The sequence below is a fragment of the Streptomyces cynarae genome (assembly GCF_025642135.1).
In the GTDB taxonomy this organism is placed as follows: domain Bacteria; phylum Actinomycetota; class Actinomycetes; order Streptomycetales; family Streptomycetaceae; genus Streptomyces; species Streptomyces cynarae.
The window spans coordinates 257610-283074 of sequence record NZ_CP106793.1; the positions used below are offsets into that span (position 1 = coordinate 257610).

Below are 25465 nucleotides of genomic sequence, written 5' to 3' on the forward strand. Positions count from 1 at the left end.
CCTGTGGTCCCGGTCAGGTCAGGGATGTCAGGCATCCGTACGCCGCCGCTCGTCCCAGGCACACCACGCGGACCGCAGGGCGGCGTAGTCCTCAGGACCGAGCGGCTCCCCGGTCCGGTCGAGATGGGTGGTGTAGTACAGGGCGGGGACGCCCAGGCCGGGTTTGGCGGCCAGGTACTCCCGCCACTGCTGCCGGTCGGGCACGCACCAGTCGTCGGTGTCGATGAGCAGGTCGGGGCAGGCGGCGGCGACCACGGCGGCCCGGTGGCGCATCTGCGGCACGATAGGGGCATCGGGTTCGGGGTCGTCCAGGCGCAGCATGTCGTTGAGCCGCACCATGTCGGTGACGTCGGCGAAGGCGGGGTGGGGGGTGTGCGTGACGACGAGCGCGTCCGGCTTCACTCGCTTGGCCGTGTCGTACACCGTGGACAGCAACTCGTGGAGCAGGGCGATCCCCCAGCGCGGACCGTGGTGGGTCAGCGCCGCACCGCTGGGCGTACGGGCGGTGAAGTCGATCTTCATCCCGTCCGCACCGAGACCGCCCGGGCCGTCGCCGAGCATGCGCGCCACGACGTCCTCGAGCGCCCTGCGGGCCCCGGGGTTGTCCGGGTCAAGCGCAACGGGCCGGCCCTGCGGGTTGCGGACGCACAACTCGTCGGCAAGGCCCTCCCACAGCCAGGCGGGCCACCACAGCAGGACCCGCTGCCCGCGTTCACGCCTGGCTCTGATCCACCCCCGCAGATCCGGCCACTTGTCCGGGTCCGGCTCGCAGGTGCCGTACTGCAGCTGCCACTTGTCGTCGACAACGATCGTTCCCGGCTCAAGACCCTGGTCGGCGAGACGCTCGAGGTAGCGGTCGTACTCGGCCTGGCCGGCCAGGTCCTGGGCAGGACGTCCAGTGACGCGACCCTCGTGGTTCTGCGCACCCCAGCCGCAGAACATGGGCGCAGACCACCAGTTCGGGCGCCGACGCCTCTGGAGGGCCGGCGCCGAGCCGCTCGAGGTCAACCGGGCCCGGTAACGACGCAGGCCCTCGTACGGGTCGGGGCTGTCCGGCGTCAGCACCACGGTGGGCGTACGGAATTCACCGTCCACCCGGGTGTGGCCCTCGTAGTCCAGCCGCAGTCCGAACCCGCCGTCCACCGGCACGTAGGCGAGCTGCGTGAACGTCAGGTCCGATACAGGGGCGTCGACGGCGAGCGTCCACCACCCCTCGGGCACAGCCTGCGCAGGGTCGGCCACAGCAGGCGCGGTGGTCAACGCCAGGCACAGCGGAGCGGGGGTGAAGAACCAGTGGCCGCGCCCCGGCCTGGCGTCCCCCACCACGCCCACGACGGCGCTCTCACCGGCAGCGCGCACCAGTCGGCGTGGGTCCCCGGGGTTCGGCGAGAAGAGCGTACGGAAGGAACTGCCACTCGGCAGGTACCCGCCACCGCCAGGCAGCACCGAACGCCCGGCCAGCAGGTGCACCTCCCCCAGGGTCCCGCTGCCACGTACCGACCAGGACAGTTCCACCGTTTCCGGGCGGCACTCGAGGCGCACGGCGGCCCGCTCCCAGCGGGTGCTGCAACGCTCGGCCTCGATGACGGGGTGCGGATGCTGCCTCAGGAGCACGGGTGGGCCCGCTTCTGCAGTCTCGTCCGGCCCCTCCAGCGTGTCCAGCGCCCCGAACAGTTGGAGGGTGGCGACCTGACGGCCCCAGCCGTCGGCATCCGAGTCCGTACCGGCGGCGAAGACCTGTGCGGTGCGGCCATCAGCCGCCACACTCAGGCCGTACGCCTTGGTCCGTATCTGGATCCGCCCCTCGTGCCGACCCAGCCACACTTCGCCCGACGGTGTCCCCACCACGCCCCGCCCCTCGTGTCCGCGCGGCGTCCAAGGGGCGCCTCCCGCTGGAATCGTTCCCATGTGAGAACGTACCCAGAAGGCCCGCCATGGTCAACAGTGCTCTTGCCGAAAACCTCATCCCCCAACTGAAAGCCGGCGTGGCGATGCTCGGGGTTCTCTAGCGCGGAAGTTCGAATCGGTACTCCCGTGCGATGCCTGCTCCTGCGCCGAGGTATCACCTTCCAGCGCACCAAGACGTGGAAGGAGTCCCCCGACCCCGACCGTGACGCCAAGCTCGACCGCATCGAGCACGTGCTGGACCGCTTCCCGGACCGGGTCTTCGCCTACGACGAGTTCGGGCCGCTGGGGATCCGCCCGACCGTGGGCTCCTGCTGGGCGAAGCAGCCCGACCGCCTGCCGGCGACCTACCGCCGCACCCACGGTGTCACCTACTTCCGCGGCTGCTACTCCGTGGGCGAGGACCGGTTGTGGGGCGTCAACCGGCGCCGCAACGGCACCGTCAACACCCTGACCGCGCTGAAGTCGATCCCTGCCGCCCGGCCCGACGGCGCCCCGATCTACATCATCCTGGACAACCTCTCCGCCCACACCGGCGCGGACATCCGCCGCTGGGCGAAGAAAAACAAGGTCGAGCTGTGCTTCACCCAGACCTGCGCCTCCTGGGCCAACCCGATCGAGGCGCACATCGGCCCGCTGCGGCAGTTCACCCTGGCCGACTCCCACCAGCGCAGTCATCCCGCGCAGACCCGGGCCCTGCACCGCTATCTGCGTCGGCGCAACGACCACGCCCGCCACCCCGATGTATTCGGCGCCCAGCGCAAGGAACGCGCCCGCATCCGCAGCGAAAAGGGCATCCGCTGGGGCGGACGCCCCCTTGTAATCGCAGCTTGAGCAGCCTGCCCCGATGTTCTACGTGGTCACACACTCATGCCGTAACCAAGCTCCTCGGCCCCGATGTGCCAGAACGAGTTCTCGTCGGCAACGGCCTCGGCGTCAAGCATCTCGAATCGTTCCAGCAACGCTTCAGTGAGCGCGTCGGCGGCCTGCTCGGCCAGGTCCACGGTCTCGTCTTCGCTCAGGCCGTCACCGGGCCCCTCGTATGCAGCGGCCTCAGCAGCGGCCTCCTCATAAGCGCGGTTGAAGGCAACGAACGCCTCAACGCTGGAGTTCACCAGTTGAGGAACACCGCCCTCCGGCAGACACCACAGCGAGCCGTCATCACGCCGTAGGGCGAGCGCGCTCAGTCCTGGGTCGACCGAGACCAGGGCATACCCCGCACCATCGACCATGCGTTCCACAAAAGGGGACTCCTGCCACACCCCGGGGTACGGGCAGCGAGCACATCCGGCCAAGAGCGAGGCGACTTCAGCGTCGTTCATGCCGAGAACATAGCCCGCCCTGCCGACGCTTCACCAAGCCGGGAACCTATGGGGTCACAGCACTGGTCGAGCCGCGGCTTTGTTAGATTGCGCAATCACTCAACTGTGGCGGAGCCCGGCTTCGCCTGTTCCTACATCGCCGCGATGCCCGGCCGTACCCCCGACGGCCGGGTCTGACGGGCCCGACCGTTCATGGGAGTGCGAGATGAGCGAGCCCTGGGAGGGCCGGGGCGGTCAGGCCACGCGTGGCCGTGCCGCCCGGGTGCCCGGACAACGTGCGGCCGAGGCGGAGGGCGTGCGCCCGCCGGGCGGGCGCGCTGCAGCCCGGGCGGCCTCTCGGTCGCGGGGCAATACCCGGTCGCGGCGGCGGGCGCGGCCGACGGGACGCGGCAGTCGGGCGCTGAAGATGGTCGCGATCACCCTGTCCGTGCTCGTCCTGATCACTGCGGGCGCGGGCTGGTGGTTCTACGAACACCTGAACGGCAACATCCACAGCGTCTCACTCGACGGCAAGGGCGGCACTGAGAAGGCCGACGCCTTCGGCCGTACCCCGATCAACGTCTTGCTGATGGGCTCGGACAGCCGTGGCAGCGCGGCGGACTGCAAGCTGGGAGGCGCCTGCGAGTCGGGCGGCGGTGAGCGGGCTGACGTCGAGATGGTGGTGCACATATCCGCCGACCGCTCCAATGCCACGGTGATGAGCATTCCGCGCGACCTGGTCACCAGCCTGCCGCCCTGCACCGACAAGGAGACCGGCCAGAGCATCGGCGCCCGCACCGATATGATCAACAGCGCCCTGACCTACGGTCCGGCCTGCCAGGTGGCCGCCGTGCACCAGCTCACCAACATCCCGATCGACCACTTCATGAAGGTGGACTTCGCCGGAGTCGTCTCGATATCGGACGCTGTGGGCGGCGTGGGCATCTGCGTGGACAAGAACGTCTACGACCCGTCGTCCCACCTGAAGCTGTCGGCAGGCCCGCACACCCTCAAGGGCGTCGCCGCTCTGGAATTCCTCCGCACCCGGCACGGCTTCACCGGTGGCAGTGACAACGTCGGCCGCACCAGCGGCCAGCATGCCTTCCTCGGTGCGGCGATGGCGAAGCTGAAGAGCGCTGGCACGCTCACCGATCCCACCGCGGTCTATGGCCTGGCGGACGCGGCCACCAAGGCGCTGACCGTGGACGACGGCTTGGGCAGCGTGAAGAAGCTGATCTCGCTCGCGTCGGATGTGAACAAGGTGCCGAGCACACGGATCACCTTCGTGACCATGCAGAACGTCCCCGACCCGGCCAACCGGGCGCATGTCGTCCAAGGCCCGGGTGCCGCAACTCTGTTCCAGACCATCGCCAACGACCAGTCGCTGACCACTGCCACAGGCAAGAAATCCGCCGGCTCTTCGGCGACCTCCACGACGCAGCCTGTCGACAAAGGTTCCGTCGCCGTCGACGTCGAGAACGGCACAAGCACCCCCAACCGGGCAAGCACGATCCTCCAGCAGCTGATCCGCGCCGGATTCAACTCTGCCTCCACCGCAGGCAACGCAAGCACTCCGGTCACGACAACCACGCTGACCTATCCGCAAGGCAAGTCCGCTCAGGCCAAGGCCGTAGCCTCGACGCTGGGTCTTCCGACCTCCCACGTGAAGCAGGGCAGCGGCAATCAGATCGTCCTCCTGATCGGCAGCGACTGGACGACCGGCACGACCTACCCGGGCAGCCACCCCTCCGCGGCTCCGGCCGACACCCACAAGGCGCTGTCCGGTGCGCTGGCGCGAAACGGCGGCGACTCGGGATGCGTCCATGTGAGCACCGACCGCACCATAAGCGTAACCGCCGAAGGCATACCCACCACGGCCGTGACCAAATGGGGCATCACCCCCACCACGGCGTACGCCCGCAGCCCCCACGTGAAAGACTCAGCGCCTTAGTACTCCAGCAGCGTTTCGCTATCTGGCCTGGTCAGAGGCATCGTCCGGAGTGTAGTTGGTTGATGTGCGTCAGGGGCGGTCTCAGCCCTCGGCGAGTGGCTGTGACCAAGGGGGCCGGCATGCTCACGTCTCCCCGAATGCCCTGCCCCACAGCCCGGCGGGCGGTAGGGTCCGGATGTGCGTTGATCTACCGGGCGGCGGCCCTGTGCAGCCGCAGACGGTGCAGGGCGCCTCTCGAAGAAGGGGGCCGCCCCAGCAGGTGTACCCGTCATCACCTCGCGGAGATCCACACCATGACTGTTCAGCAGCCTCTCACCTACGACGCACTCGTCGAACTCGCCACCGCTGATGCAGCCGTCGTCGGCCTCGTCCTCAAAGGTTCCCGAGCCCACGATGGCATGATCACCCGGCACTCCGACCACGATCTGTACGTGGTTCTCGCCGATGACGCCACTACCGATCTCACCCGGTTCACGGGCCACCGCACCGCCGAGCTGGACCTCGTCATCGCCTCTCTCACCGAGTTCCGTGCAGCCGGAATGCCCGGGTTTGAACGCTACGCCCTCGCCCGCGCCCAGATCGTGCTCGACCGGCTCGACGGAGGCATCGCCCGGATCCTCGCCGACAAGGCTCGCCTGGGTGCCGATGAGGCATTCCAAAACGCCAGTGGCTGGCTCGACGCCTACGCCAACTCGCTCTACCGATCCGTCAAGAACCACCGGGACGGGCAGGCTCTCGCCGCTCGCCTGGACGCCGCCGACAGCATCCGGTTCCTGCTTGAGCTGCTCTTCGCTCTCGACCGTCGCCCCCGCCCCTACAACAAGTACCTGGAGTGGGAGCTTGACCGGCACCCGCTTCCGGGCTGGGATACCGACGTGTTGCTCCGCGCCGTGGACCGCATCTCGGCAACAGGCGACGTATCCCTGCAGCGGCACCTGTTCACCCTCGTCGAGACGGCCGCCCGAGAAGCTGGACACGGCGAGGTACTGGACGCCTGGGGTGAGGACCTGGACCTCATGCGACCGCAATAAGGAGACAGAGAGACTCCCTGCGGCCGTGGCTTACGGCCGCCTAAAACTGACGATCACCGTTGACACCTGGGTCTCTGATCACTTCGGAGCTCCACATGCCGAAGTCCACCCCCCACCACCCGGCCGCTTGACCGGGAGGCCAAGCGGCGCCTGGCCGTCATACGCCACGTCGAACGTAGCCATGTCCTGCCGCTACTTCGGGATCGGCGGGCAGGCGTACTACACCTGGTACCGCCGCTACCAGGCGGAGGGCGTCGAAGGCCTACGCACCCGTTCCAAGGCCCCGAAGACGTCCCCGAACGCGGCTCACGTGGAGGTGGTCGGGAAAATCATCCACCTGCGGCAGAATTACCACTTCGGCCCCGAGAAGATCGTCATGTACCTCAAGCGGTACCACGACGTGACGATCAGCAAGTTGGGCGTCTGGCGCATCCCCAACCGCCTGGGAATGGGCCGCCTGCCCGCCTCCCGGCGCTGCAAGCGCCACGACCGACGATGGAAGCGGTACGAGAAGCAGTTGCCCGGCCACCGGGTGCAGATCGACGTGAAGTTCATCGAGCCACTCACCTCGATGCCCCAGGGTCGGCGCGGCGGACGCAACGAGTACGGATAACAATGCAGGCTTGCCGGATTCGGCGTGGCCCGATCAGGTCAACAGCCGGTTGCCCATCCGTAAGGTGCGGCAGAGTGAGCACTCCTTGCCCGCATGCTCGGCTTGGATGCCTCCGCCGGACGGTGGTTGAACACGCATGACGCCGCCGCGTCACACGCGACGAGTGATCATCTCTGGCATGCTGACGCCGTGTCCTCCGGGCAAGAACCCTTGCGGGTGCCCCGCACGCCGCTACGAATCCCGGGGGCTTGGTGCCCGCGGACGCCTGCGGCGCCCGTCCGACCTTTCTGCTGCAGGCGGGCACCTCAGGCGTTGAGCGCCTGGCCGCATGTACAGGGGGACGCCACAAAGCCGTGATGGCCCGCGTGACCGGCGAAGGCCGGCAGGCGGTCAGGGCATCGGAAGCGCCTCGGGCGGTTCAGCCCCTGCCAGTAGGAACTGCTGCTGTGCTCGCGTCCTGCGGAGGCGGCTTCGATCGGTTCAGCGCACGGAGGGCGCTCATGACACAGACATACCCAGAGCCGGGCGAACCGCGAGTCACCACCCGTGAGCCTCGGGTCCCTGCGGCGGAGCGCATCAGGGACTACCTGACGACCACCGATCACAAGAAGATCGCACACCTGTACTTCTTCACCTCGTTCGGGTTCTTCCTGTTCGCCGGTGTGCTGGCGATGATCATGCGTGCCGAGCTGGCCCGCCCCGGACTGCAGATCGTCACCAATCAGCAGTACAACGAGCTGTTCACGATCCATGGCACGATCATGATGCTGCTGTTCGCGACCCCCACGTTCGCCGGGTTCGCGAACGCTGTCATGCCTCTGCAGATCGGTGCCCCCGACGTCGCCTTCCCTCGCCTGAACGCATTGTCGTACTGGCTGTTCCTCTTCGGTGGGCTGATCGTCGTCTCCGGCTTCTTCGTCGATCAGGGTCCGGCGGCGTTCGGCTGGTTCGCCTACTCACCACTGAACGACGCGGTCCACTCCCCCGGCCACGGCGGCGACCTGTGGGCCATGGGCCTGGCGGTCGCGGGCGTGAGCACCACACTCGGCGCCGTCAACTTCATCGCCACCATCCTGTCCCTGCGGGTCCCGGGCATGACCATGTTCAGGATGCCGATCTTCACATGGAACATCCTGTTCACGTCGATCCTCGTGCTGCTGGCCTTCCCGGTGTTCACCGCGATCCTGCTGGCCCTGGTGGCCGATCGGGCCTACGGTGCCCACATCTTCGACTCCGCTACCGGCGGGGCACTGCTGTGGCAGCACCTGTTCTGGTTCTTCGGCCATCCGGAGGTCTACATCGTGGCCCTGCCGTTCTTCGGCGTCGTCACGGAGATCATCCCGGTGTTCAGCCGAAAGCCGGTGTTCGGGTACGTCGGCATGGTGGGCGCGACGATCGCCATCACGGTGCTGTCAGCCACCGTGTGGGCTCACCATATGTTCGCCACCGGAGCAGTGTTGCTGCCGTTCTTCTCCTTGCTGTCGTTCCTGATCGGCGTGCCGACGGGGGTCAAGTTCTTCAACTGGATCGGCACCATGTGGCGGGGCAGCGTGTCCTTCGAAACGCCGATGCTCTGGTCGGCCGGCTTCCTGGTGACCTTCCTGCTCGGCGGTCTCAGCGGCGTGATCATCGCCTCTCCCGCCCTCGACTTCCACCTGACCGACAGCTACTTCATCGTCGCGCACCTGCACTACGTGCTCTTCGGGACGATCGTCTTCGCCATGTTCGGCGGCTTCTACTTCTGGTGGCCGAAGATGACCGGCAAGCTGCTCGACGAACGCCTGGGGAAGATCCATTTCTGGACGCTGTTCATCGGTTTCCAGGCGACCTTCCTCGTCCAGCACTGGCTCGGGGAGATCGGGATGCCCCGCCGTTACTCGGACTACCTGCCCACCGACGGCTTCACCGCCCTGAACACCATCTCGACGGTCGGCGCCTTCCTGGTCGGTGTCTCCACCCTGCCCTTCCTGTACAACGTGTGGAAGACCGCGCGGTACGCCCCGATGGTCGACGCGGACGATCCCTGGGGCTGGGGCCGCTCCCTCGAGTGGGCGACCTCGTGTCCCCCACCCCGGCACAACTTCACCGCGCTGCCTCGCGTACGGTCCGACTCCCCTGCGTTCGATCTGCACCACCCCGAGGTGCGCCAGGAGCTCGGTCCACCGGAACGCGGCACGGTGGAGCCGACCCCCGACCCCCTGGGAGAGCAGAGCGAATGAAGTCCGAGGGATACCTCTTCGCGGGCGTGGCACTGTTCTTCCTCTTCACCGACGCCGCGTACATCTGGTTCGCGCGCGAGCCCGCCGGCATCGCCGCGCTGAGCGTGTCGTTCGGCATGTCGTCGGTGATCGCATTCTTCTGCCTGATCAACTACCGACGCAAAGGCGCGCGCCCCGAGGACCGCCCGGACTCCGACGTCCGCGAGCGCAGCGGCACGATCGACTTCTTCCCGCCGCACAGCGTCTACCCGGTCATCACTGCGCTAGGCGCTGCGGTGGTCGCCGTCGGCATCGTCTACGGCGTGTGGATCATCCTCATCGGGTTCGGTCTCCTCTGGCCCGGTGTCTTCGGCATGGTCTTCCAGTTCGGAGCGCGCGAGGGTCATTGAGACAGATGCGGCCGCACCTCGGCCGCCCTGCCATCGGCTGGGGTCCCGGGGCGCCGACACTCGCGTGGTCGGTGGGACATCGGCTCTCAACGGCCGAGGGCTCGTGTCCGCCGTCCCTGCTGTGCCCTGCTGCTCCAGAGCCGGACCCTTCACTCTTCCCCGTCGACCCCGCCCGACACCGGATCCGCTGTGCGGCCCGTGATCTGCAGACGTTCCTCCGTCGTGGTGGGCAGTTCGACGCGGTCGCGGTAGTACCACGAGCTGAGCGACGCCTTGATCCGGCGGCGCAGCGGTGCCTGACGTCCTGGATGCTCCAGCGGCCTGGGAAGTTCCCTGACCAGCAGGCGGTAGCGCTGCTCCCGGTCGAGACCGGTATGGCGCTCGCCCATGCCGCCCGCAAGGTCCTGGAGCACCACGCCCGTCTCCTCGCCCTCCTGGTACAGCCGGCGCTCGTGCAGTTGCAGCGCGAGGCAGATACGCCGGGTGAGGAGGTGGGCGAGGACCGGACCGACGATGACAGCGACACGGAAGGCCCAGGTGAGGGCGTTGACGGAAACACCGAACTCATAGGCGATCACGTCGTTGCCGCCGGCCAGGAGCAGCACGGCGTAGAAGACGACGGCCGCCACTCCCAGCCCGGTGCGTACCGGCCGGTCACGGGGCCGATCGCACAGATGGTGCTCCACCAGGTCCCCGGTCACCCATCGCTCGAAGACGGGGTAAAGGTACAGCACCAGGAACAGCAGCGCCGGCAGGACGACCGCAGGCAGCAGGACGTTCCACATGAAGGTGTGGCCGGCGACGTTGGTCTCCACGCCCGGCATGAGCCTCAACGCCCCTTCGAGGAATCCGACGTACCAGTCCGGCTGGGCGTCGGTGGAGACCTGGTCGGCGACGTACGGGCCGTAGTTCCACACGGGGTTGATCTGTGCGACCGCAGCCAGCAGCGCGGTGACGCCGAAGACGATCAGGGACAGGCCGGCCGATCTGGCGGTGAACGCGGGATACATCGGTTGCCCCACCGCGTTCCGGTTGGTCTTCCCGGGTGCCGCCCACTGTGTGTGCTTCAGGTAGACCACCATGATCAGATGCACGGTGATCAGGGCGATCAGCAGGCCGGGGGCGAACAGGACGTGCACGATATAGAGCCGCTGGCTGAGCATCGTGCCGGGGTAGGCACCACCCCAGGCGAAGAAGGCCAGATACGTCCCGACGACCGGAATCGACATCACGATGGTGTTGGCGGTGCGCAGCCCGGTGCCGGACAGCAGGTCGTCCGGGAGTGAGTAACCGCAGAACCCTTCCAGGAGGGCCAACAGAAACAGGGTCACGCCGATGAACCAGTTGAGCTCTCGCGGGCGGCGGAAGGCGCCGGTGAAGAAGATCCTCAGCATGTGCACACCGATGGCCGCGACGAAGACGAGAGCGGCCCAATGGTGCATCTGGCGAATCAGCAGACCACCGCGCACCTCGAAGCTCATATGTAGCGTTGACTCGTACGCCTTGGTGACCAGCAGGCCCTGCAAGGGCTTGTACGAACCTGCGTAAGTCACTTCGGCCAGGCTCGGATCGAAGTACAGCGTCAGGTAACTGCCGGTCAGAACCAGAAGCACGAAGCTGTAGAGTGCGATCTCACCGAGCAGGAACGACCAGTGGTCGGGGAAAGCCTTGCGCAGCAGCTGTCCGGCCAGCTCCGAGACGGGCGCACGCCGGTCCATCACCACGTACGCCTGGAACGCCGCCTGCCGGGCCTTCGCCTCCAGCCTCGCCTTGTGCCGCCGCATCAGCACGCAACACCACGCTCCTTTACGTCCTCTCCCGTACCGGCGTGCCGCGCAGCTCGGTCGGCCGCGCGGCACGCCGGGAGCACCGAGTGCCGCGTGATTCAATCTTGGTAGTCATCCCGAGGCGCAGTGCGCAGGCATGCCGTAGCACACGGCTTTTCAACGGCGACCGGGTGCCTCCACCCCCGATTGCCGCCTGGTACACGACGCCGAACGGAGCAGGACGCCACCAGGGAGTCGAAGTGCCCAGTCGCAGCGGCATCATCGAGGTACTGACGGCAGACCACCGAGAGATTCAGCGTCTTTTCGGCCGCATCCGTTCCTCGCCGCCCGGCAGCGAAGAACGGAAGATTCTTGTCGAGCAGGTCAGCAGCAGCCTGGTACGCCACTCCGTGACAGAGAAGGAGTACCTCTATCCCGCGATGCGCCGATACGTGACGGACGGCGACACCTGGGCGGACCGCGAACTAACCGAGCACCGCGAGATCGAGGGGCTTCTGAATTCCCTGGAAGCTCAGGAAGCGGAGAGTGCGGAGTTCGGGCACCTCCTGCTGTCCGTGATCACCCGTGTGACGGAACACGTGGTCGAGGAGGAGCAGCTCATTTTCCCGCGTCTCCAAGCAGTGTGTCCCGCTGATGTCCTGCAGGAGCTGGGCGCCAGGGCCCGCGACACGGAGGCTTCCACACCCACTCGGCCCCGGCCGGGCGCACCCGAGTCGGCTCCGATGACAAAGGTCACCGCGCAGGTGTGGGGTCCTTGGGATCGCCTCCGCGACCTCGTGACACGCCGCGGCCGGCAGTGACACGACATCCGTCTTCGTCACGCCGACGCGGAGGACACCGACGCGACCGGGCGCCGCCCCACCGTACGCCGTCGCGCGCGTCCAGCCACCGACGACCGAGCCCTCCCCGGGGCCGGCGCGCGATCCCCGGCGGTCCGGCCGGAGACAACCGGGAGTCGGCAGACTGCGTTTGACACGCGGCGACCGCGTCGGCGCTGCCGCCGGCAGCTGCCGTTCACCAGCCGGGAGACCACCCAGCGTGGCACCGTGGTGGCTCACCGCATGGGAGAGGAACCGCGACCGCTCCAGCTTGTCCCGCTCCGAGCGCGGAATCCTGGTCGAGACCGAGCAGGGCTTGTTCACCCAGCAGAGGCCGTACCCTTCCGGCGACACCAGCCCGCTTTCCTCTCCCGAACGCGCGAAGCGGACATCATCTTACGCACCGCCTCTCAGCTGCTGGACTGCATCGATCACGCTCTCCACCACCTCGGTCACCGGCTTGGAAGCATCGATGATCGTCGCACCACGGCTTTCGTAGATCGCTCGCATCCGAGGATTCCACTTCAGGGCCGCCGCGAGCTCTTCGGGGTGTTGACCGAATGCGTTCGTAGTGCGGGTCGCGAGCCGGTGGCGGAGGGTGTCCTCGTTGATCACCAGGCACACGATGAGGTCGAAAAGATCGCGGACGTCTGTCTCGTTCTCCGCCGACCCGCACAAGAACGCGATTCGGAAACGAGACTCCTCGACGAGGTTCTCAACGCGCTCGCGGACGATCGCCCATCCGTATCGATCGAGCCAACCCTCGGGAACAGGATACGGAGGATCCATCACGACCTCGCCCTTGGCTCGGTCGATCCAGCGGCTGAAGCCGTCCTCGTCGGCGTCGAGCGCGAAGTAGCCACGTTCTCGCAACGCTCCGCAGACCGTGGACTTACCAGTCCCTGAATTGCCCGTCACCCACACCAATGTCACGCCGCCAGCGTAGACATGGCCATCCCGGGCCAGCGACGCCATCGCCGCGATCAGGCAAGGTGCAGCTTCGACCGAGTGAGTGCTCCGACACAGTCCCGGGACGGCCGAAGCCCCAGCTCAGCTGCCAATGCCACGTCCCTCAAGCATGCCATCGCGGCCGGTCGCTCAGCCTGAGCGCACTCAATCCGAAACAGATATTGACTCACATACCGTCCGCCGATCCCCAGCTCTGCTGGAGGTCATCGGACGCGGACTACTCCGTCCTGGGATCGAAGTCCTCCACGAAGAAGCTATCGTGCCGCAGGCGAAACTGTTTGAGTTCCTCGGCGCTGCGTTGCGCCATCTCCGCGACCCGCTCGAAGTATTCCTCGCGTGGGGCGCCTGGAGAGAAGAGCATGAGCATGGACGTGGGCTCGTCGGTCACGTTCTTGAAGGCGTGCAGGCCGCCGACCGGCACGTACAGGAAGTCGCCCACGCGGCCCGTGACCCACTTCTCGCCGTTGTAGAGCTCCAGTTCGCCGGAGAGGATGTAGAAGGACTCCGACATCGCCTTGTGGAAGTGAGTCTTGGCTCCAGGGGACCGTGCACCCAACTCCACCTTGTACAGACCGAATTCGCCGCCGGTCGACGCGTTGGTGGCGAGGTAGTGCGTCGAGGCACCGGGCGAGGAGATGTCCGGCGGGGTGTCGGCCGGGCGGAAGACAGAGTTCACTTCGCCCTTCGCGCCATGGTAACGGGGCTTCGGGTACTCCAGGTAGGACATGATGCACTCTCCTTCGCAGGTCTCCACCAGAATGGTGGCCTCCGCCTCTAGAAGCCACACCGGGTTTGCGAATGATCTCGGGTCCTGGGCGCCCACAAGCGAACAGCACCGGCCTGCCACCGTGATAGAGGTCGCCGTCCACGAACGCCCGTGATGCGCCCGGGCGGGGGCGGTTTTGGAACGCTCTCGCTGGGCGTTGGGTGACCGCGACAAGGCCGAGGCCGTGGCGTCACCCGCGGCCGCGACATCTACACCGACAAGCCCCCGCTCCGCCACCGGGACGGTCAGAAGAATGTTGGCGATGCCGGAACCACAGGCAAATGCGGGGTAGGTCGAAGACGAGTGCGGCCACCCGAGATCACCGATGGGTGAAGACCGCGGAAGAACTGCTGGACGAGTTCGTCGCAGTTCTCCAGCCCCAGCCTCGGATGACGCTGAGTTCGCTCAGGGTGAGTCCGCTCCTGAGGTAGGTGTAGGCAGGGTGTGCAACGCACGAGGCTCCCGTGCCGTTGAGGGACGTGTACCAAATCTCAACCCACCGGCACAGGAGCTTCGTTGGTTGCCTATCGTGCCGCACTCGACCTGCCTGGCACCCTCATCGGGTGGGTCACCGTGCGCTGGAGGCGCTCAGAGAGGTCGGTTGCTCGTCAGCTCCAGGGAGATGCGGTGAGCCAACTGGTGTCCTGGGCCCATGACGACGTGGAGTCCCAGGCGTTGGAGCCGCCATTGCTGGCTATGTAGGCCGTGAAGTTGTAGTGGCGGATGTACTTCGTCGGGTAATTGACGGACTGGAAGGAGTGGCCGACTCCGCTGTTGCCCGTGGTGGGGCAGAAGGTGGCGTCCTGCGCGAACGTGCTGGCGCCGTTGTCCGTGTTCAGGTAGAGCTCGTAGTTGTAGTGGCGCAGGAACTGGCCGGGGTTGTTGGCGGACTCGAAGGACAGGCAGGAGCTGTTGGCCAGACCGGCGCGGACGATCCACGTCGCGTCAGCCTTGTCGGTGGCCGAGCTGGAGGAGTTGATGTTGGAGATGACGACCTTGGTGTCGGCGTCGTCGTGGCGGAGGTAGTCCGAGGTGCAGCAGGGGGCAGTAGTGGCCTGCAGGGAGATCCGGGAGCCGGGCGTCAGCGAGCCGGTGCTGGTTGAACCGCTGTTGTAGCCGGCGGCGGTGATGTTGGCCTGTACGGCGTTCTCGGTGGCGTCCGAGGGGTAGCCCGAGGTCATGACGCCTTCGTAGAAGGTGCCTTGGGCGCCCTTGCTGTTGTCGCCGCCGATGCCGAGGATGATCGCGCCTTCCTTGTGCATCGGGTTGTAGCCGGAGACGTTGGGGCGCACGCCGCTGTAGTAGGTGGACAGGCTGCCCGACTGGGCGTCGCCGCCGCGGATGGCCCACTGGTTCGGGCCGCCCTTGACCATGGCGGTCAGGAACCGGTTGTTGACGGTGGGGTCGCCCGCGTTGAATGTGCGGTTGACCCCGGAGAACAGGCCGTTCTCCAGGTCTGCCATGACCCAGGGGCCGTTGCCGCTGCCGTAGCCCCACGCCTTGCTGTTGCCGAAGTAGATGGCCTCCATGTGGCCGTTGCCGGTGTCGGTGCTGCTGGTCTCGGCGTTGCCGTAGTCGAAGCAACAGCCGCCGTTGAAGTGCGTGCCGTCGAAGATCGCGTACATGCCCTCGGGTTGGTCTCCGGTGGCGATGCCGTTGGTGTTGTTGTTGCGGTAGCCGGTGCCGGGGGCGACGTAGACGCCGTAGGCCTCGTGCCCGCCGACGGTGACCGGCGCCTCGAAGGCGTTGGCGAGGTTGTCCGGCCCTCCGGCGGCTCCGCCCGCGGGTGCCTGGGTGAGATTGTTGCCCTTGCCGGACTGGTCGTAGATGACGGTGATGACGCAGCTCGTGTTGGCGCAGAACGAATCCTGCGCGGCGGCGTTGGCGTATCCGCCGGTGCTCAGCAGGCCGATGTTCAGGGTGCTGTTGTCCGAGGCGCGCCTGATCTGGTACAGCGGGCCGTTGTACGCCCCGTACAGGGCGCGGGTGGTGCTGTGCGCCGCGACGCAGGGGGTGCCGCCTGCGGCGTAGATGTCGCACGGCCCCTGGGTGGCGGCCTGCGAGGTGGTGGCCGTGGCGGTGAGCAGGCCGGCGGCGAGCGCGGCGGTGGCACCCGCCGCGAGGAGCGCGCGTCTGACGCTGCGTATCCACGGTGGCTTGAGCATGAAGGACTCCTTCACTGGGTGGGGTGTGATGCGTGCGTCGACGAACCCCGGTGTCCGGCTGTGCGGACGTCGCGGGTTGCGTAGACGCCTCCGAGTGCGGTGCGGCTTCGGCGGTCTTCGGCACCGGACCCGGCGCTGGTTGCTCGTCAGCTCCAGGGGGCGGCGACGAGCCAGCTGGTGTCCTGGGCCCACAGCGAGGTGGTGTCCCAGGCGTTGGTACCGCCGTCGCTTGCGATGTAGCCGGTGAAGCTGTAGTGACGGATGTACTTGGCCGGGTAGTTGAAGGACTGCAGGGAATAGCCCGTCCCACTGTTTCCTGGCTTGGAACAGAAGGTGGCGTCGGCGGCGAACTGGCTGGTGCCGTCATTGGGCTGCAGGTGGAGCTGGAACGCGTAGTGCCTGATGTAACTGCCGGGTGTGTTCGCCGACTCGAAGGAGACGCAGTTGCTGTTGGCCAGGCCGGCGCGGACGATCCAGGTGGCGTCGCCCTTGACGGTGGAGGAGCTGCTGGAGGTCACCGGCGCGATCACGACGTTGTCGTCGCTGGTGTCGTGCTGCAGGTAGTCGGTGGTGCAGCATGAGGTGGTGGCCTGCAGCGATACCTTCGCGCCCGAGGTGAAGGGGGTGGTGGTGCTGTAGCCGGCCGCGGCGATGTTGGCCTGGACCGCGGCGTCGATGGCGTCGGAGGGGTAGCCCTTGACCATCGCGCCCTCGTAGAAGGTGCCCGCGCTCGCGTTGCGGTTGGTCTGGCAGCAGTCACCGCCGCTGCCGAGGATGATGGCGCCCTGCTTGTGCATCGGGTTGTACCCGGTGGGCAGTGCGCCGCTGTAGAACTGGGTCAGACTCCCGGACTGCGCGTTGGCGCCCTTGAGCGCCATTTGGGTGGTGCCGTTGTTCTTGAGCATCGCGGTGACGAAGTGGCTGGTCTCGGACACCTGGTTGGGATTCCACGTCTTGCTGCCGCCGGAGAACAAGCCGTTCTCCAGGTCCGCCTGCACCCACGGCCCAGTTCCGTTACAGCCGCCGAACCAGCATTCGGTGCTGAAGTTGATCGCGTCCATGGCGCCGTTGCCGTCGGCCTTGTGGTCGGTCTCCGTGTTGCCGTAGTCGAAGCAGCAGCCGCCGTTGACGTGGGTTCCGCTGGTGACCATGTACTCGCCCTCGGGTGAGCTGCCGGTCGGCACGCCCCCGGTGGAGTTGTACGCAAAGTAGCTGTTGCCGGGGTTGATGTAGAGCGCGTAAGCCTCCTGGCCGCCCACGCTGAGCGCTTCGGTGTTCGCGGTGGCCGCCGTGTCGGCGCCGCCGGTCCCGCCGGGTCCCTGATACACCAGGGTGTTGCCGCCGCCGGTCTGGTCGTAGACGCGGGTGATGGTGCAGGTGGTGCCCGCGCAGAAGGAGTCCTGCGCCACGGCGTTGGCGACACCTCCGGCGGACAGTACCCCGATGTCCTGCAACGAGCTGTCCGACGCGCGCTGCACCTGGTAAAGCGGGCCGTTGTAGGAGGCGAACAGCGCGCGGGTGGTGCTGTGCGCCGCGACGCACGGCGTGCCGCCCGCGGCGTAGATGTCGCAGGGCCCTTGTGTAGCGGCGTGCGAGGCTTCACTGAAAGCGATAAGGCCGGCGAAGGCGAGCGCCGCCGCAGCCAAGGAGACAACGAGCCTCCGGCGCAGTCGTCGGAATATGTGCAACGCAGGCACCATGAACTCCCTTGTGCATCGATACCGGGACGGCAAGCCGCGCCCCGACGGGGTCAGCGGTGGGCCGAAGGGTGGGCTGATGGGGGGCCTGAGGGCGGGCGGACGCGTCCGGGCCTGCGGATCTGCCGACGGGCCGCCCATGAATTGTTAGCGCTAACAATTCATCGGCGAATCGGCTGTCACTCGGCCGGTCCGGATCAAGGCATGACTATCGGGGAACTCCAGAGAGGCGTCAAGACCTCGAACTGTTCGTTCCAGGAGGGTGGATACGACGGACCCCAGCCGCAGGGGCGGTCACCATCCGTCTGTGCCAGTCCTGGCTCTCGGCTCACCGGAGAACCCGGAGGTCGACCCGTCTACGACGCAAGTCCCGCGAACGTTCCGGCCCGCGAATCATGCGAGAGGTATTGACGCCGCTCACCGGTTCTCTATGATCCAGCTTGCTCGACAGTTCGACCTTCGTTCGACATAACGAACATGCCGCCGCCACCGCATCGGCAGTCTGCACAGCCTCCGACGCGGCCAACCAGCACCACTCACTGGAGGATTACGAGGTCCCCATGCACAGGCGAAGGCGCAGCCGCAGACATCTGACCGCGGTGCTCGCCGCTGCGGTTGCGGCCCTGGTCGCGTTGGCGGCGACGCTCGTCGCCAACCCCGGCTCAGGCCGCCCCAAGCGGCGCCTTGCGCGGCGGTGGTGGCGGCCGGTGTCTCGATGTGCCCAATGCCAGCCAGACCGACGGCACTTAGCTGCAGATCTGGGACTGCTCGGCCGGGACCACCCAGCAGTGGACGTTGACGGACAGCAACCAGCTGACCGAGACATGTCGACCAGTTCTATCTGGTCGGCGCGGCGCACGACCTCGTCCGGCACCGTCTCCCGCTGCCGTACCCCCGTTATCGACTCCCCGACATCGCTCAGCGACTCCAGGTGCTGGATGTTGACGGTGGAGATCACGTTGATGCCGGCTGCGAGCAGCTCTTCCACGTCCTGCCAGCGCTTGGCGTTGCGTGAGCCGGGGACGTTGGTGTGGGCGAGTTGGTCGACGAGCGCCACCTCGGGGTGCCGCGCGAGGACGGCGTCGTCGTCCATCTCGGTGAACGTGCTGCCCCGGTACTGGAGCTCCTTGCGCGGCGTCTGCTCCAGGCCGTGCAGCATCACCTCGGTGCGCAGGCGGTGGTGGTGCTCGACGAAGGCGACCACGCAGTCGGTGCCCCGCTCCACCCGGCGGTGCGCCTCGGAGAGCATCGCGTAGGTCTTGCCGACGCCGGGAGCCGCGCCGAGGTGGATCCGGAGCTTGCGGCGTGCCATGGTCATCCTTCGAAGCGGTAACCCATGCCGGGTTCGGTGATGAGATAGCAGGGGTGGGCGGGGTCGGTTTCCAGTTTGCGCCGTAGCTGGGCCATGTAGACCCGCAGGTAGTTGGTCTTGTTGCTCTGGGAAACTCCCCAGACCTCCTGCAGCAGGTCCTTCTGTGTGATCAGGCGGCCCGGGTTGGTGGCGAGGATCTGCAGCAGGTGCCATTCGGTGGGTGTCAGGCGGACGTCCCGTCCGTCCCGGTGGACCTTCTTGGCGAGCAGGTCGATGGCGAAGCCTTCCGTCTTCACCAGCGTCGTCTCCGGGGCCAGCGGCGCTGCTTCCGTGCGGCGGACGGCGGCCCGCAGCCGGGCGAGTAGTTCGTCCATGCTGAACGGCTTGGTGATGTAGCCGTCAGCCCCCGCGTCGAGCGCGGCTACCTTCTCGTCGGACGCCTGGCGGGCGGACAGCACGAGGATCGGTACTCGGGTCCAGTCACGCAGCGCTCTGATCACATCGGTGCCGTCCATGTCGGGCAGCCCGAGGTCGAGCAGCACCACGTCCGGCTGGCGCGCGGCCGCCAGACGGAGCGCGGTGGCGCGGTCGGGCGCCGCGTGGACGCCGTACCAGCGGGCCTGCAGGTTGATCGCAAGGGCGCGAACGAGCTGCGAGTCGTCCTCCACCACGAGCACCCGGGTCATGGGTGTGTGCCCTTCCTGTCGTACGTCGGGCCAGGCGCGCCGGGAGCCACGCATCCGACTTCACGGCTTGCCGGAGTCGACGGCATCCGGGCTGCTCGTCGGCCGCCGGCTCCCGCACGTGTCGCGTACGGCTATCAGTGCTTCGCCACGAGGTCCTTGAGCGCGATGTTGAGTTCCAGGACGTTCACGCGGGGCTCGCCCATGAAGCCGAGAGTGCGGCCCTCCGTGTGATCCTCGACCAGCTTCTCCACCTCGGCGACGGACAGGCCGTTCCTCTCCGCGACCCGGTGGACCTGGAGTTCCGCGTACTGCGGGGAGATGTCCGGGTCCAGACCCGAGCCGGAGGACGTCACCGCGTCGGCGGGGACCTCGGACGACCTGACCGTGTAGCCGGGCACCGAATTGTCCTTGATGACAGCGGCCTTGGCGTCCTCGACCTGCTTGATGAGCACCTTGCTGTCGGCGGAGAGGTTGGTGGCGCCGGACACGAGCAGCTTGTAGCGCGTGTTCACACTGTTCGCGCCGAGGCCGTTCGCCGGACGGCCCTGGAACCACTTCAGGTCGGCGTCCGGGGTCTGCTGCCCCTGCTTGAGCGGCAGGTTGTACGACTGCCCGATCAGGGAGGAGCCGACGACCTTGCCGTCCGCCTTGATCTCCGAGCCGTTCGCCTTGCTGCTGAACAGCCCCTGGGCGATGCCGGTGATCACCAGCGGATAGATGACGCCCGTCACCAGGGTCAGCACGAGGAGGGCGCGCAGGCCGGCCCAGAGCAACCTGGCGGTGTTGGTTACCGAGTTGTTCATGGCGATCAGCCGATTCCGGGGATGAGGGAGATGAGCAGGTCGATGATCTTGATGCCGATGAAAGGCGCGACGAGACCGCCGACGCCATAGATCGCGAGGTTGCGGCGCAGCATCTTGTCCGCGCTCATCGGCCGGTACTGCACGCCCTTCAGGGACAGCGGCACCAACGCGATGATGATCAGCGCGTTGAAGACGACCGCGGACAGGATCGCCGAGTCCGGCGAGGCCAGGTGCATGATGTTCAGCTTGTCCAGCCCCGGGTAGACCGCCGCGAACAGCGCCGGGATGATCGCGAAGTACTTCGCGACGTCGTTGGCGATGGAGAACGTCGTGAGCGCGCCCCGGGTGATGAGGAGTTGCTTGCCGATCTCGACGATCTCGATGAGCTTGGTCGGGTTGGAGTCGAGGTCGACCATGTTGCCGGCCTCCTTGGCGGCCGACGTCCCGGTGTTCATGGCCACGCCGACGTCCGCCTGTGCGAGGGCGGGGGCGTCGTTGGTGCCGTCGCCGGTCATCGCGACCAGTTTGCCGCCGGCCTGCTCCCGTTTGATGAGGGCCATCTTGTCCTCGGGGGTGGCCTCGGCGAGGAAGTCGTCCACGCCCGCCTCCTCGGCGATCGCCTTGGCGGTCAGCGGGTTGTCGCCGGTGATCATGACGGTTCTGATGCCCATGCGGCGCAGCTCGTCGAACCGCTCGCGCATGCCCTCCTTGACGACGTCCTTCAGATGGATCACGCCCAGTACGCGGGCGCCCTTGTCGTCGTGGACGGCGACGAGCAGTGGGGTGCCGCCCGCCTCGGATATCCGGTTGGTGATCTCGCCGGCGTCCGCTGCGACGGTTCCGTCGTGCTCCTCGATCCAGGCGATGACGGAACCGGCCGCGCCCTTGCGGATCTTCCGGCCGTCGACGTCCACGCCCGACATGCGGGTCTGGGCGGTGAATGCGATCCACTCGGCGCCGACCAGTTCGCCCTGGTGCCGCTGGCGCAGCCCGTACTTCTCCTTGGCCAGGACGACGATGGAGCGGCCCTCCGGGGTCTCGTCGGCCAGCGACGAAAGCTGGGCGGCGTCGGCGACCTCGGCCTCCGTGGTGCCGTGCACCGGCACGAACTCGGACGCCTGGCGGTTGCCGAAGGTGATGGTGCCTGTCTTGTCGAGCAGCAGGGTGGAGACGTCTCCGGCGGCCTCGACCGCGCGGCCCGACATGGCGAGGACGTTGCGCTGGACGAGACGGTCCATGCCGGCGATGCCGATCGCGGACAGCAGCGCGCCGATCGTCGTAGGGATGAGGCAGACCAGCAGGGCCACCAGGACGACCATCGTCAGATGCGTTCCCGCGTAGGTCGCGAACGGCGGCAGCGTCGCCACCGCGAGCAGGAAGACGATGGTCAGCGACGCCAGCAGGATGTTCAACGCGATCTCGTTCGGCGTCTTCTGCCGGGCCGCGCCTTCGACCAGGTTGATCATGCGGTCGATGAAGGTCTCACCGGGCTTTGTCGTGATCTTGATGACGATGCGGTCGGAGAGGACCTTCGTACCGCCGGTGACGGCGCTGCGGTCGCCGCCGGACTCGCGGATGACCGGCGCCGACTCGCCGGTGATGGCCGACTCGTCGACGGAGGCTACGCCTTCGACAACGTCACCGTCGCCGGGGATGATGTCGCCTGCCTCGCACACGACGAGGTCACCGATCTTCAGGTCGGTGCCAGGGACCCGCTCCTCGGTGTCGCCCACGAGCCGCCTGGCCACGGTGTCGGTCTTGGCCTTGCGCAACGTGTCGGCCTGTGCCTTGCCACGGCCCTCGGCGACCGCCTCCGCCAGGTTGGCGAAGACGACGGTCAGCCACAGCCAGGCGCTGATCGCCCAGCCGAACCAGTCGCCCGGGTCCTTGAATGAGAACAGCGTCGTCAGCACGGAGCCGATCCACACCACGAACATCACGGGGGACTTGACCATCACGCGCGGGTCGAGTTTGCGGAAGGCGTCCGGCAGCGACTTGACGAGCTGCTTGGGGTCGAAGAGGCCCGCGCCGACACGGCCCTCGGCAGGCTTGTGCCCGGTGGGTACGTCGCTGTGCGGCGCCTGGGTCGGGGTGGCTGTGGACATCGAGTCCTCTTGCTCGTGTGTGCCAGTGGTCATGACGCCAGCCCCTCGGCCAGCGGACCCAGCGCGAGGGCTGGGAAGTAGGTCAGGCCGGTGATGATCAGGATCGCGCCCACCAGCAGGCCGGTGAACAGCGGCTTCTCGGTGCGCAAGGTGCCCGCGGTGACCGGGACCGGCTTCTGCTCGGACAGCGAGCCGGCCAGGGCGAGGACGAACACCATCGGCAGGAAGCGGCCGAGGATCATCGCGAGCCCGGTCATGGTGTTGTACCAGTCCGTGTTCGCGTTCAGGCCGGCGAAGGCCGAACCGTTGTTGTTCGACGCGGACGTGAAGGCGTACAGCACCTCGGAGAAGCCGTGGGCCCCGGAGTTGAGCATCGAGTGCGGAGGTGTGGGCAGGGCCATGGATGCCGCGGTGAAGACGAGGACCAGGGCTGGCGTGATGAGGATGTAGCAGGCCGCCAGCTTGATCTCGCGGGAGCCGATCTTCTTGCCCAGGTACTCCGGTGTGCGGCCGACCATCAGACCGGCGATGAACACCGCGATCACAGCCATGACGAGCATGCCGTACAGGCCGGAGCCGGTACCACCGGGCGCGATCTCGCCCAGCATCATGCCGAGCATGGCGACTCCGCCGCCGAGACCAGTGAAGGAGGAGTGGAAGGAGTCCACCGCTCCCGTCGAGGTCAGGGTGGTCGACACCGCGAAGATCGACGACGATCCGACGCCGAAGCGGACCTCCTTGCCCTCCATCGCACCGCCCGCGAACTGCGGGGCCGGGCCGTGGTGGGCGAACTCCGCCCACATCATGAGGGCGACGAAGCCGATCCAGATGGTGGCCATGGTCGCGAGGATCGCGTAGCCCTGCTTGACCGAGCCGACCATCACCCCGAACGTGCGGGTCAGCGAGAACGGGATCACCAGCAGCAGGAAGATCTCGAAGAGGTTGGTGAACGGGGTCGGGTTCTCGAACGGGTGGGCGGAGTTGGCGTTGAAGTAGCCGCCGCCGTTCGTGCCGAACTCCTTGATGGCCTCCTGGGAGGCGACCGCGCCGCCGTTCCACTGCTGCGAGCCGCCCAGGAACTGACCGACCTCGTGGATGCCGGAGAAGTTCTGGATGACGCCGCACGCCACGAGGACGATCGCGGCGATGGCAGCGCCCGGCACCAGGATGCGGATCGTGCCGCGCACCAGGTCGGTCCAGAAGTTGCCCAGCTCACCGGTGCGCGACCGTGCGAAGCCGCGCACCAGCGCCACGGCCACCGCGATACCCACCGCGGCCGACACGAAGTTCTGCACGGCCAGACCGGCGGTCTGCACCACGTGGCCCATGGCCTGCTCGCCGGAGTACGACTGCCAGTTGGTGTTGGTGACGAACGATGCGGCCGTGTTGAACGCCTGCGCCGGGTCGATCGACTTGAAGTCCAGCGAACCGGGCAGCACGCCCTGGACCCGCTGCAGCAGGTACAGGAACAGGACACTGACCGCGGAGAAGGCGAGCAGACCGCGCAGGTATGCCGGCCAGCGCATTTCCGCGTCCGGGTTGGCGCCGACGCCCTTGTAGATCCACTTCTCGACGCGCCAGTGCTTGTCGGAGGAGAAGACCTTGGCCATGTAGTCGCCGAGCGGGATGTAGGCGAGCGCCAGCGCGCCGATCAGAGCGAGCAGCTGGAGCACGCCGGCAAGTACGGGACCCATGTCGCCCGCTGCGGTAGCAGCTGATGTCACCGTCAGAACCTCTCCGGGAAGATCAGGGCGAGGACGAGATAACCCAGCAGGGCGACGGCCACGACCAGGCCGACGATGTTCTCGACGGTCACAGCTTCGTCACCCCCTTTGCGGCGAGGGCCACCAGCGCGAAGGCCGCCAGTGTGACAACGACGAAGGCCAGATCGGCCATCGTGAACTCCTGGTTTGAGGTCCGGGTGGAACAAGAACGGTTAGAGGAAACCGCTTCTCCAGCCGGATTCGGTCGTCCGTTGACGACCCTCATACGGCGGGCGCCACAGCTTTGACGGCACTCTTACGGGCGCTGATCCATACCGGCGAGTAGTCCTGCGTCTCCGTGAGGGGCGTCACAGGGCGGTCATGACGAGAGATGGGGCTTCCATCGCTCGCGGACGCTCCGCAACGGCAGCGCCAAACCCTGCCCCAGATTCGTCAGAGTGGCGTCAAGAGGCGTTGATCCGGCTGCCGGTACGTCTACGGTCACCGGTATGGGACGTCGCGACCACGCGCGCAAGGCGCCGGAAGATGCTCGCCCAGACACACCCGGTGACACCGCGCACGACCTCCGCTGGGCCCGAGACGTGAAGAACTCCGTCCGCTGCGCCGCCGCGCTCCTCGTCCTGCTCCTGCTCATCGACTGGGGCTCTGGCCGACTGGCGCTCTGGCGCGGCGCCCTGTGGCTCGCCCTGGCGCTGCTCCTGCTCCTCGTGCTGTACCCCGCTCAGGTCTCTGCCGGCGAGGGCTGGCTGACATCGCGCCGGTTGCTGCGCGAGCGCGGGATCCGTACGGAGTTGCTGGTGTCCGTCCGCTGGCTGGACGGCGTGTCCCCACGGCTCCTGCTACGGGACGCGCTCGGCGGCCGAGTGCAGATCGACCCGGACGTCCTCGTGCGTAACCCCTGGCTGTGGTACCGGCTGGACGAGGGCGCCCGGAAGGCGGCAGAAGACGGCCTGCTGCTGTGCGGGGCGACCGCACTGCAGCGCGTCTCCCAACGCGTTGCCCGTCAGACCGCCCGCGCCGTGTTCGAAGCCTCCGGCCTGGAATGACAGGCCCGTGCCACGGGATCGCTGAGCATCCGGCAGGTCTTGCCGACCTCCGGGGCCGCCCCGAGGTAGACCTTCAGCCGTCCTCGCCGTACGTCACCGTTCATCGCCGCCGACGCACCACGCCCACTGGATCAACTCCCTTGTGCACAAGGGGACTCTATTGACGGAAGCACTTCCG

18 protein-coding genes and 5 pseudogenes are annotated in these 25465 nt (G+C 67.2%); 9 read left to right on the plus strand and 14 right to left on the minus strand.

Annotation, left to right across the window (positions count from 1 at the left end; all coding sequences use genetic code 11):
* Window positions 1-27 precede the first annotated feature (27 nt).
* On the minus strand, window positions 28-1848 hold the full coding sequence (locus N8I84_RS01380) for an alpha-amylase family protein (protein ID WP_263227515.1): 1821 nt from the start codon (window positions 1846-1848) through the stop codon (window positions 28-30).
* 168 nt (window positions 1849-2016) lie between these two features.
* Here N8I84_RS01380 and N8I84_RS01385 point away from each other — a divergent pair.
* Window positions 2017-2739: pseudogene (locus N8I84_RS01385) on the plus strand (transposase); the annotation flags it as partial.
* A gap of 26 nt (window positions 2740-2765) precedes the next feature.
* Here the strand turns inward: N8I84_RS01385 and N8I84_RS01390 are convergent.
* Window positions 2766-3137 carry an SUKH-4 family immunity protein gene (locus N8I84_RS01390; RefSeq protein WP_263234616.1) on the minus strand — a complete coding sequence of 124 codons (372 nt, stop codon included), beginning with the start codon at window positions 3135-3137 and terminating at the stop codon, window positions 2766-2768.
* A 496-nt stretch (window positions 3138-3633) separates the two neighbouring features.
* On the opposite strand from N8I84_RS01390, the gene N8I84_RS01395 reads away from it, so the two are divergent.
* From N8I84_RS01395 to ctaF, 5 genes and pseudogenes are all read left to right on the plus strand, one after another.
* Window positions 3634-5157, plus strand: a complete 1524-nt coding sequence (locus N8I84_RS01395; RefSeq protein WP_263227516.1) for an LCP family protein — start codon at window positions 3634-3636, stop codon at window positions 5155-5157.
* A 293-nt stretch (window positions 5158-5450) separates the two neighbouring features.
* Window positions 5451-6188 (plus strand): hypothetical protein, encoded by a 738-nt coding sequence (locus N8I84_RS01400; protein ID WP_263227517.1) that lies wholly within the window; start codon window positions 5451-5453, stop codon window positions 6186-6188.
* A 150-nt stretch (window positions 6189-6338) separates the two neighbouring features.
* Window positions 6339-6795: pseudogene (locus N8I84_RS01405) on the plus strand (helix-turn-helix domain-containing protein); the annotation flags it as partial.
* Between the two features lie 506 nt (window positions 6796-7301).
* Window positions 7302-9020 (plus strand): aa3-type cytochrome oxidase subunit I, encoded by a 1719-nt coding sequence (gene ctaD, locus N8I84_RS01410; RefSeq protein ID WP_263227520.1) that lies wholly within the window; start codon window positions 7302-7304, stop codon window positions 9018-9020.
* On the plus strand, window positions 9017-9409 hold the full coding sequence (gene ctaF / locus N8I84_RS01415) for a cytochrome c oxidase subunit 4 (RefSeq protein WP_263227522.1): 393 nt from the start codon (window positions 9017-9019) through the stop codon (window positions 9407-9409). The genes ctaD and ctaF overlap by 4 nt, the downstream gene beginning before the upstream one ends.
* Window positions 9410-9558: 149 nt before the next feature.
* On the opposite strand, the gene qcrB is transcribed toward ctaF, so the two are convergent.
* On the minus strand, window positions 9559-11199 hold the full coding sequence (gene qcrB, locus N8I84_RS01420; protein WP_263227524.1) for a cytochrome bc1 complex cytochrome b subunit: 1641 nt from the start codon (window positions 11197-11199) through the stop codon (window positions 9559-9561).
* Between the two features lie 236 nt (window positions 11200-11435).
* Between qcrB and N8I84_RS01425 the strand changes: the two genes are divergently transcribed.
* Entirely contained in the window at window positions 11436-11996 is a 561-nt protein-coding gene (locus tag N8I84_RS01425; protein ID WP_263227525.1) for a hemerythrin domain-containing protein, read from the plus strand.
* 414 nt (window positions 11997-12410) lie between these two features.
* Here N8I84_RS01425 and N8I84_RS01430 read toward each other — a convergent pair whose 3' ends face one another.
* The 4 genes from N8I84_RS01430 to N8I84_RS01445 all read right to left on the minus strand — a co-directional run bounded on the left by N8I84_RS01430 (window position 12411) and on the right by N8I84_RS01445 (window position 17614).
* Entirely contained in the window at window positions 12411-12989 is a 579-nt protein-coding gene (locus tag N8I84_RS01430; RefSeq protein ID WP_263227527.1) for an AAA family ATPase, read from the minus strand.
* Window positions 12990-13200: 211 nt separating this feature from the next.
* Window positions 13201-13710: a cupin domain-containing protein gene (locus tag N8I84_RS01435; RefSeq protein ID WP_263227529.1), complete on the minus strand. Its 510-nt coding sequence runs from the start codon at window positions 13708-13710 to the stop codon at window positions 13201-13203.
* Between the two features lie 647 nt (window positions 13711-14357).
* Window positions 14358-15914, minus strand: coding sequence for an alpha-L-arabinofuranosidase B (locus N8I84_RS01440; protein ID WP_263227531.1), 1557 nt, complete (start codon window positions 15912-15914; stop codon window positions 14358-14360).
* Between the two features lie 146 nt (window positions 15915-16060).
* The gene (locus N8I84_RS01445; RefSeq protein WP_263227533.1) at window positions 16061-17614 is read right to left on the minus strand and encodes an alpha-L-arabinofuranosidase B; all 1554 of its coding nucleotides are present in this window, start codon (window positions 17612-17614) and stop codon (window positions 16061-16063) included.
* A gap of 557 nt (window positions 17615-18171) precedes the next feature.
* Between N8I84_RS01445 and N8I84_RS01450 the strand changes: the two are divergent.
* A pseudogene (locus tag N8I84_RS01450) lies at window positions 18172-18430 on the plus strand (ricin-type beta-trefoil lectin domain protein); the annotation flags it as partial.
* Here the strand turns inward: N8I84_RS01450 and N8I84_RS01455 are convergent.
* From N8I84_RS01455 to kdpF, 6 genes and pseudogenes are all read right to left on the minus strand, one after another.
* Window positions 18423-18923: pseudogene (locus N8I84_RS01455) on the minus strand (histidine kinase); the annotation flags it as partial. The pseudogenes N8I84_RS01450 and N8I84_RS01455 sit on opposite strands and share 8 nt — an antisense overlap.
* Before the next feature lie 2 nt (window positions 18924-18925).
* Window positions 18926-19609 (minus strand): response regulator, encoded by a 684-nt coding sequence (locus N8I84_RS01460; protein WP_263227535.1) that lies wholly within the window; start codon window positions 19607-19609, stop codon window positions 18926-18928.
* A 134-nt stretch (window positions 19610-19743) separates the two neighbouring features.
* Window positions 19744-20412, minus strand: coding sequence for a potassium-transporting ATPase subunit C (locus N8I84_RS01465; protein WP_263227537.1), 669 nt, complete (start codon window positions 20410-20412; stop codon window positions 19744-19746).
* A gap of 5 nt (window positions 20413-20417) precedes the next feature.
* On the minus strand, window positions 20418-22550 hold the full coding sequence (gene kdpB, locus N8I84_RS01470) for a potassium-transporting ATPase subunit KdpB (protein WP_263227539.1): 2133 nt from the start codon (window positions 22548-22550) through the stop codon (window positions 20418-20420).
* Window positions 22547-24211, minus strand: a complete 1665-nt coding sequence (gene kdpA, locus N8I84_RS01475; RefSeq protein WP_263227542.1) for a potassium-transporting ATPase subunit KdpA — start codon at window positions 24209-24211, stop codon at window positions 22547-22549. Before kdpA ends, kdpB begins: the two co-directional genes overlap by 4 nt.
* A gap of 32 nt (window positions 24212-24243) precedes the next feature.
* The gene (kdpF, locus tag N8I84_RS01480) at window positions 24244-24333 is read right to left on the minus strand and encodes a K(+)-transporting ATPase subunit F (protein WP_067057375.1); all 90 of its coding nucleotides are present in this window, start codon (window positions 24331-24333) and stop codon (window positions 24244-24246) included.
* Between the two features lie 396 nt (window positions 24334-24729).
* Between kdpF and N8I84_RS01485 the strand changes: the two genes are divergently transcribed.
* Window positions 24730-25287, plus strand: a complete 558-nt coding sequence (locus N8I84_RS01485; RefSeq protein ID WP_263227547.1) for a hypothetical protein — start codon at window positions 24730-24732, stop codon at window positions 25285-25287.
* On the opposite strand, the pseudogene N8I84_RS42985 reads toward N8I84_RS01485, so the two are convergent.
* Window positions 25275-25391, minus strand: a pseudogene (locus tag N8I84_RS42985) (hypothetical protein); the annotation flags it as partial. The gene N8I84_RS01485 and the pseudogene N8I84_RS42985 overlap by 13 nt on opposite strands.
* Between the last annotated feature and the right edge of the window lie 74 nt (window positions 25392-25465).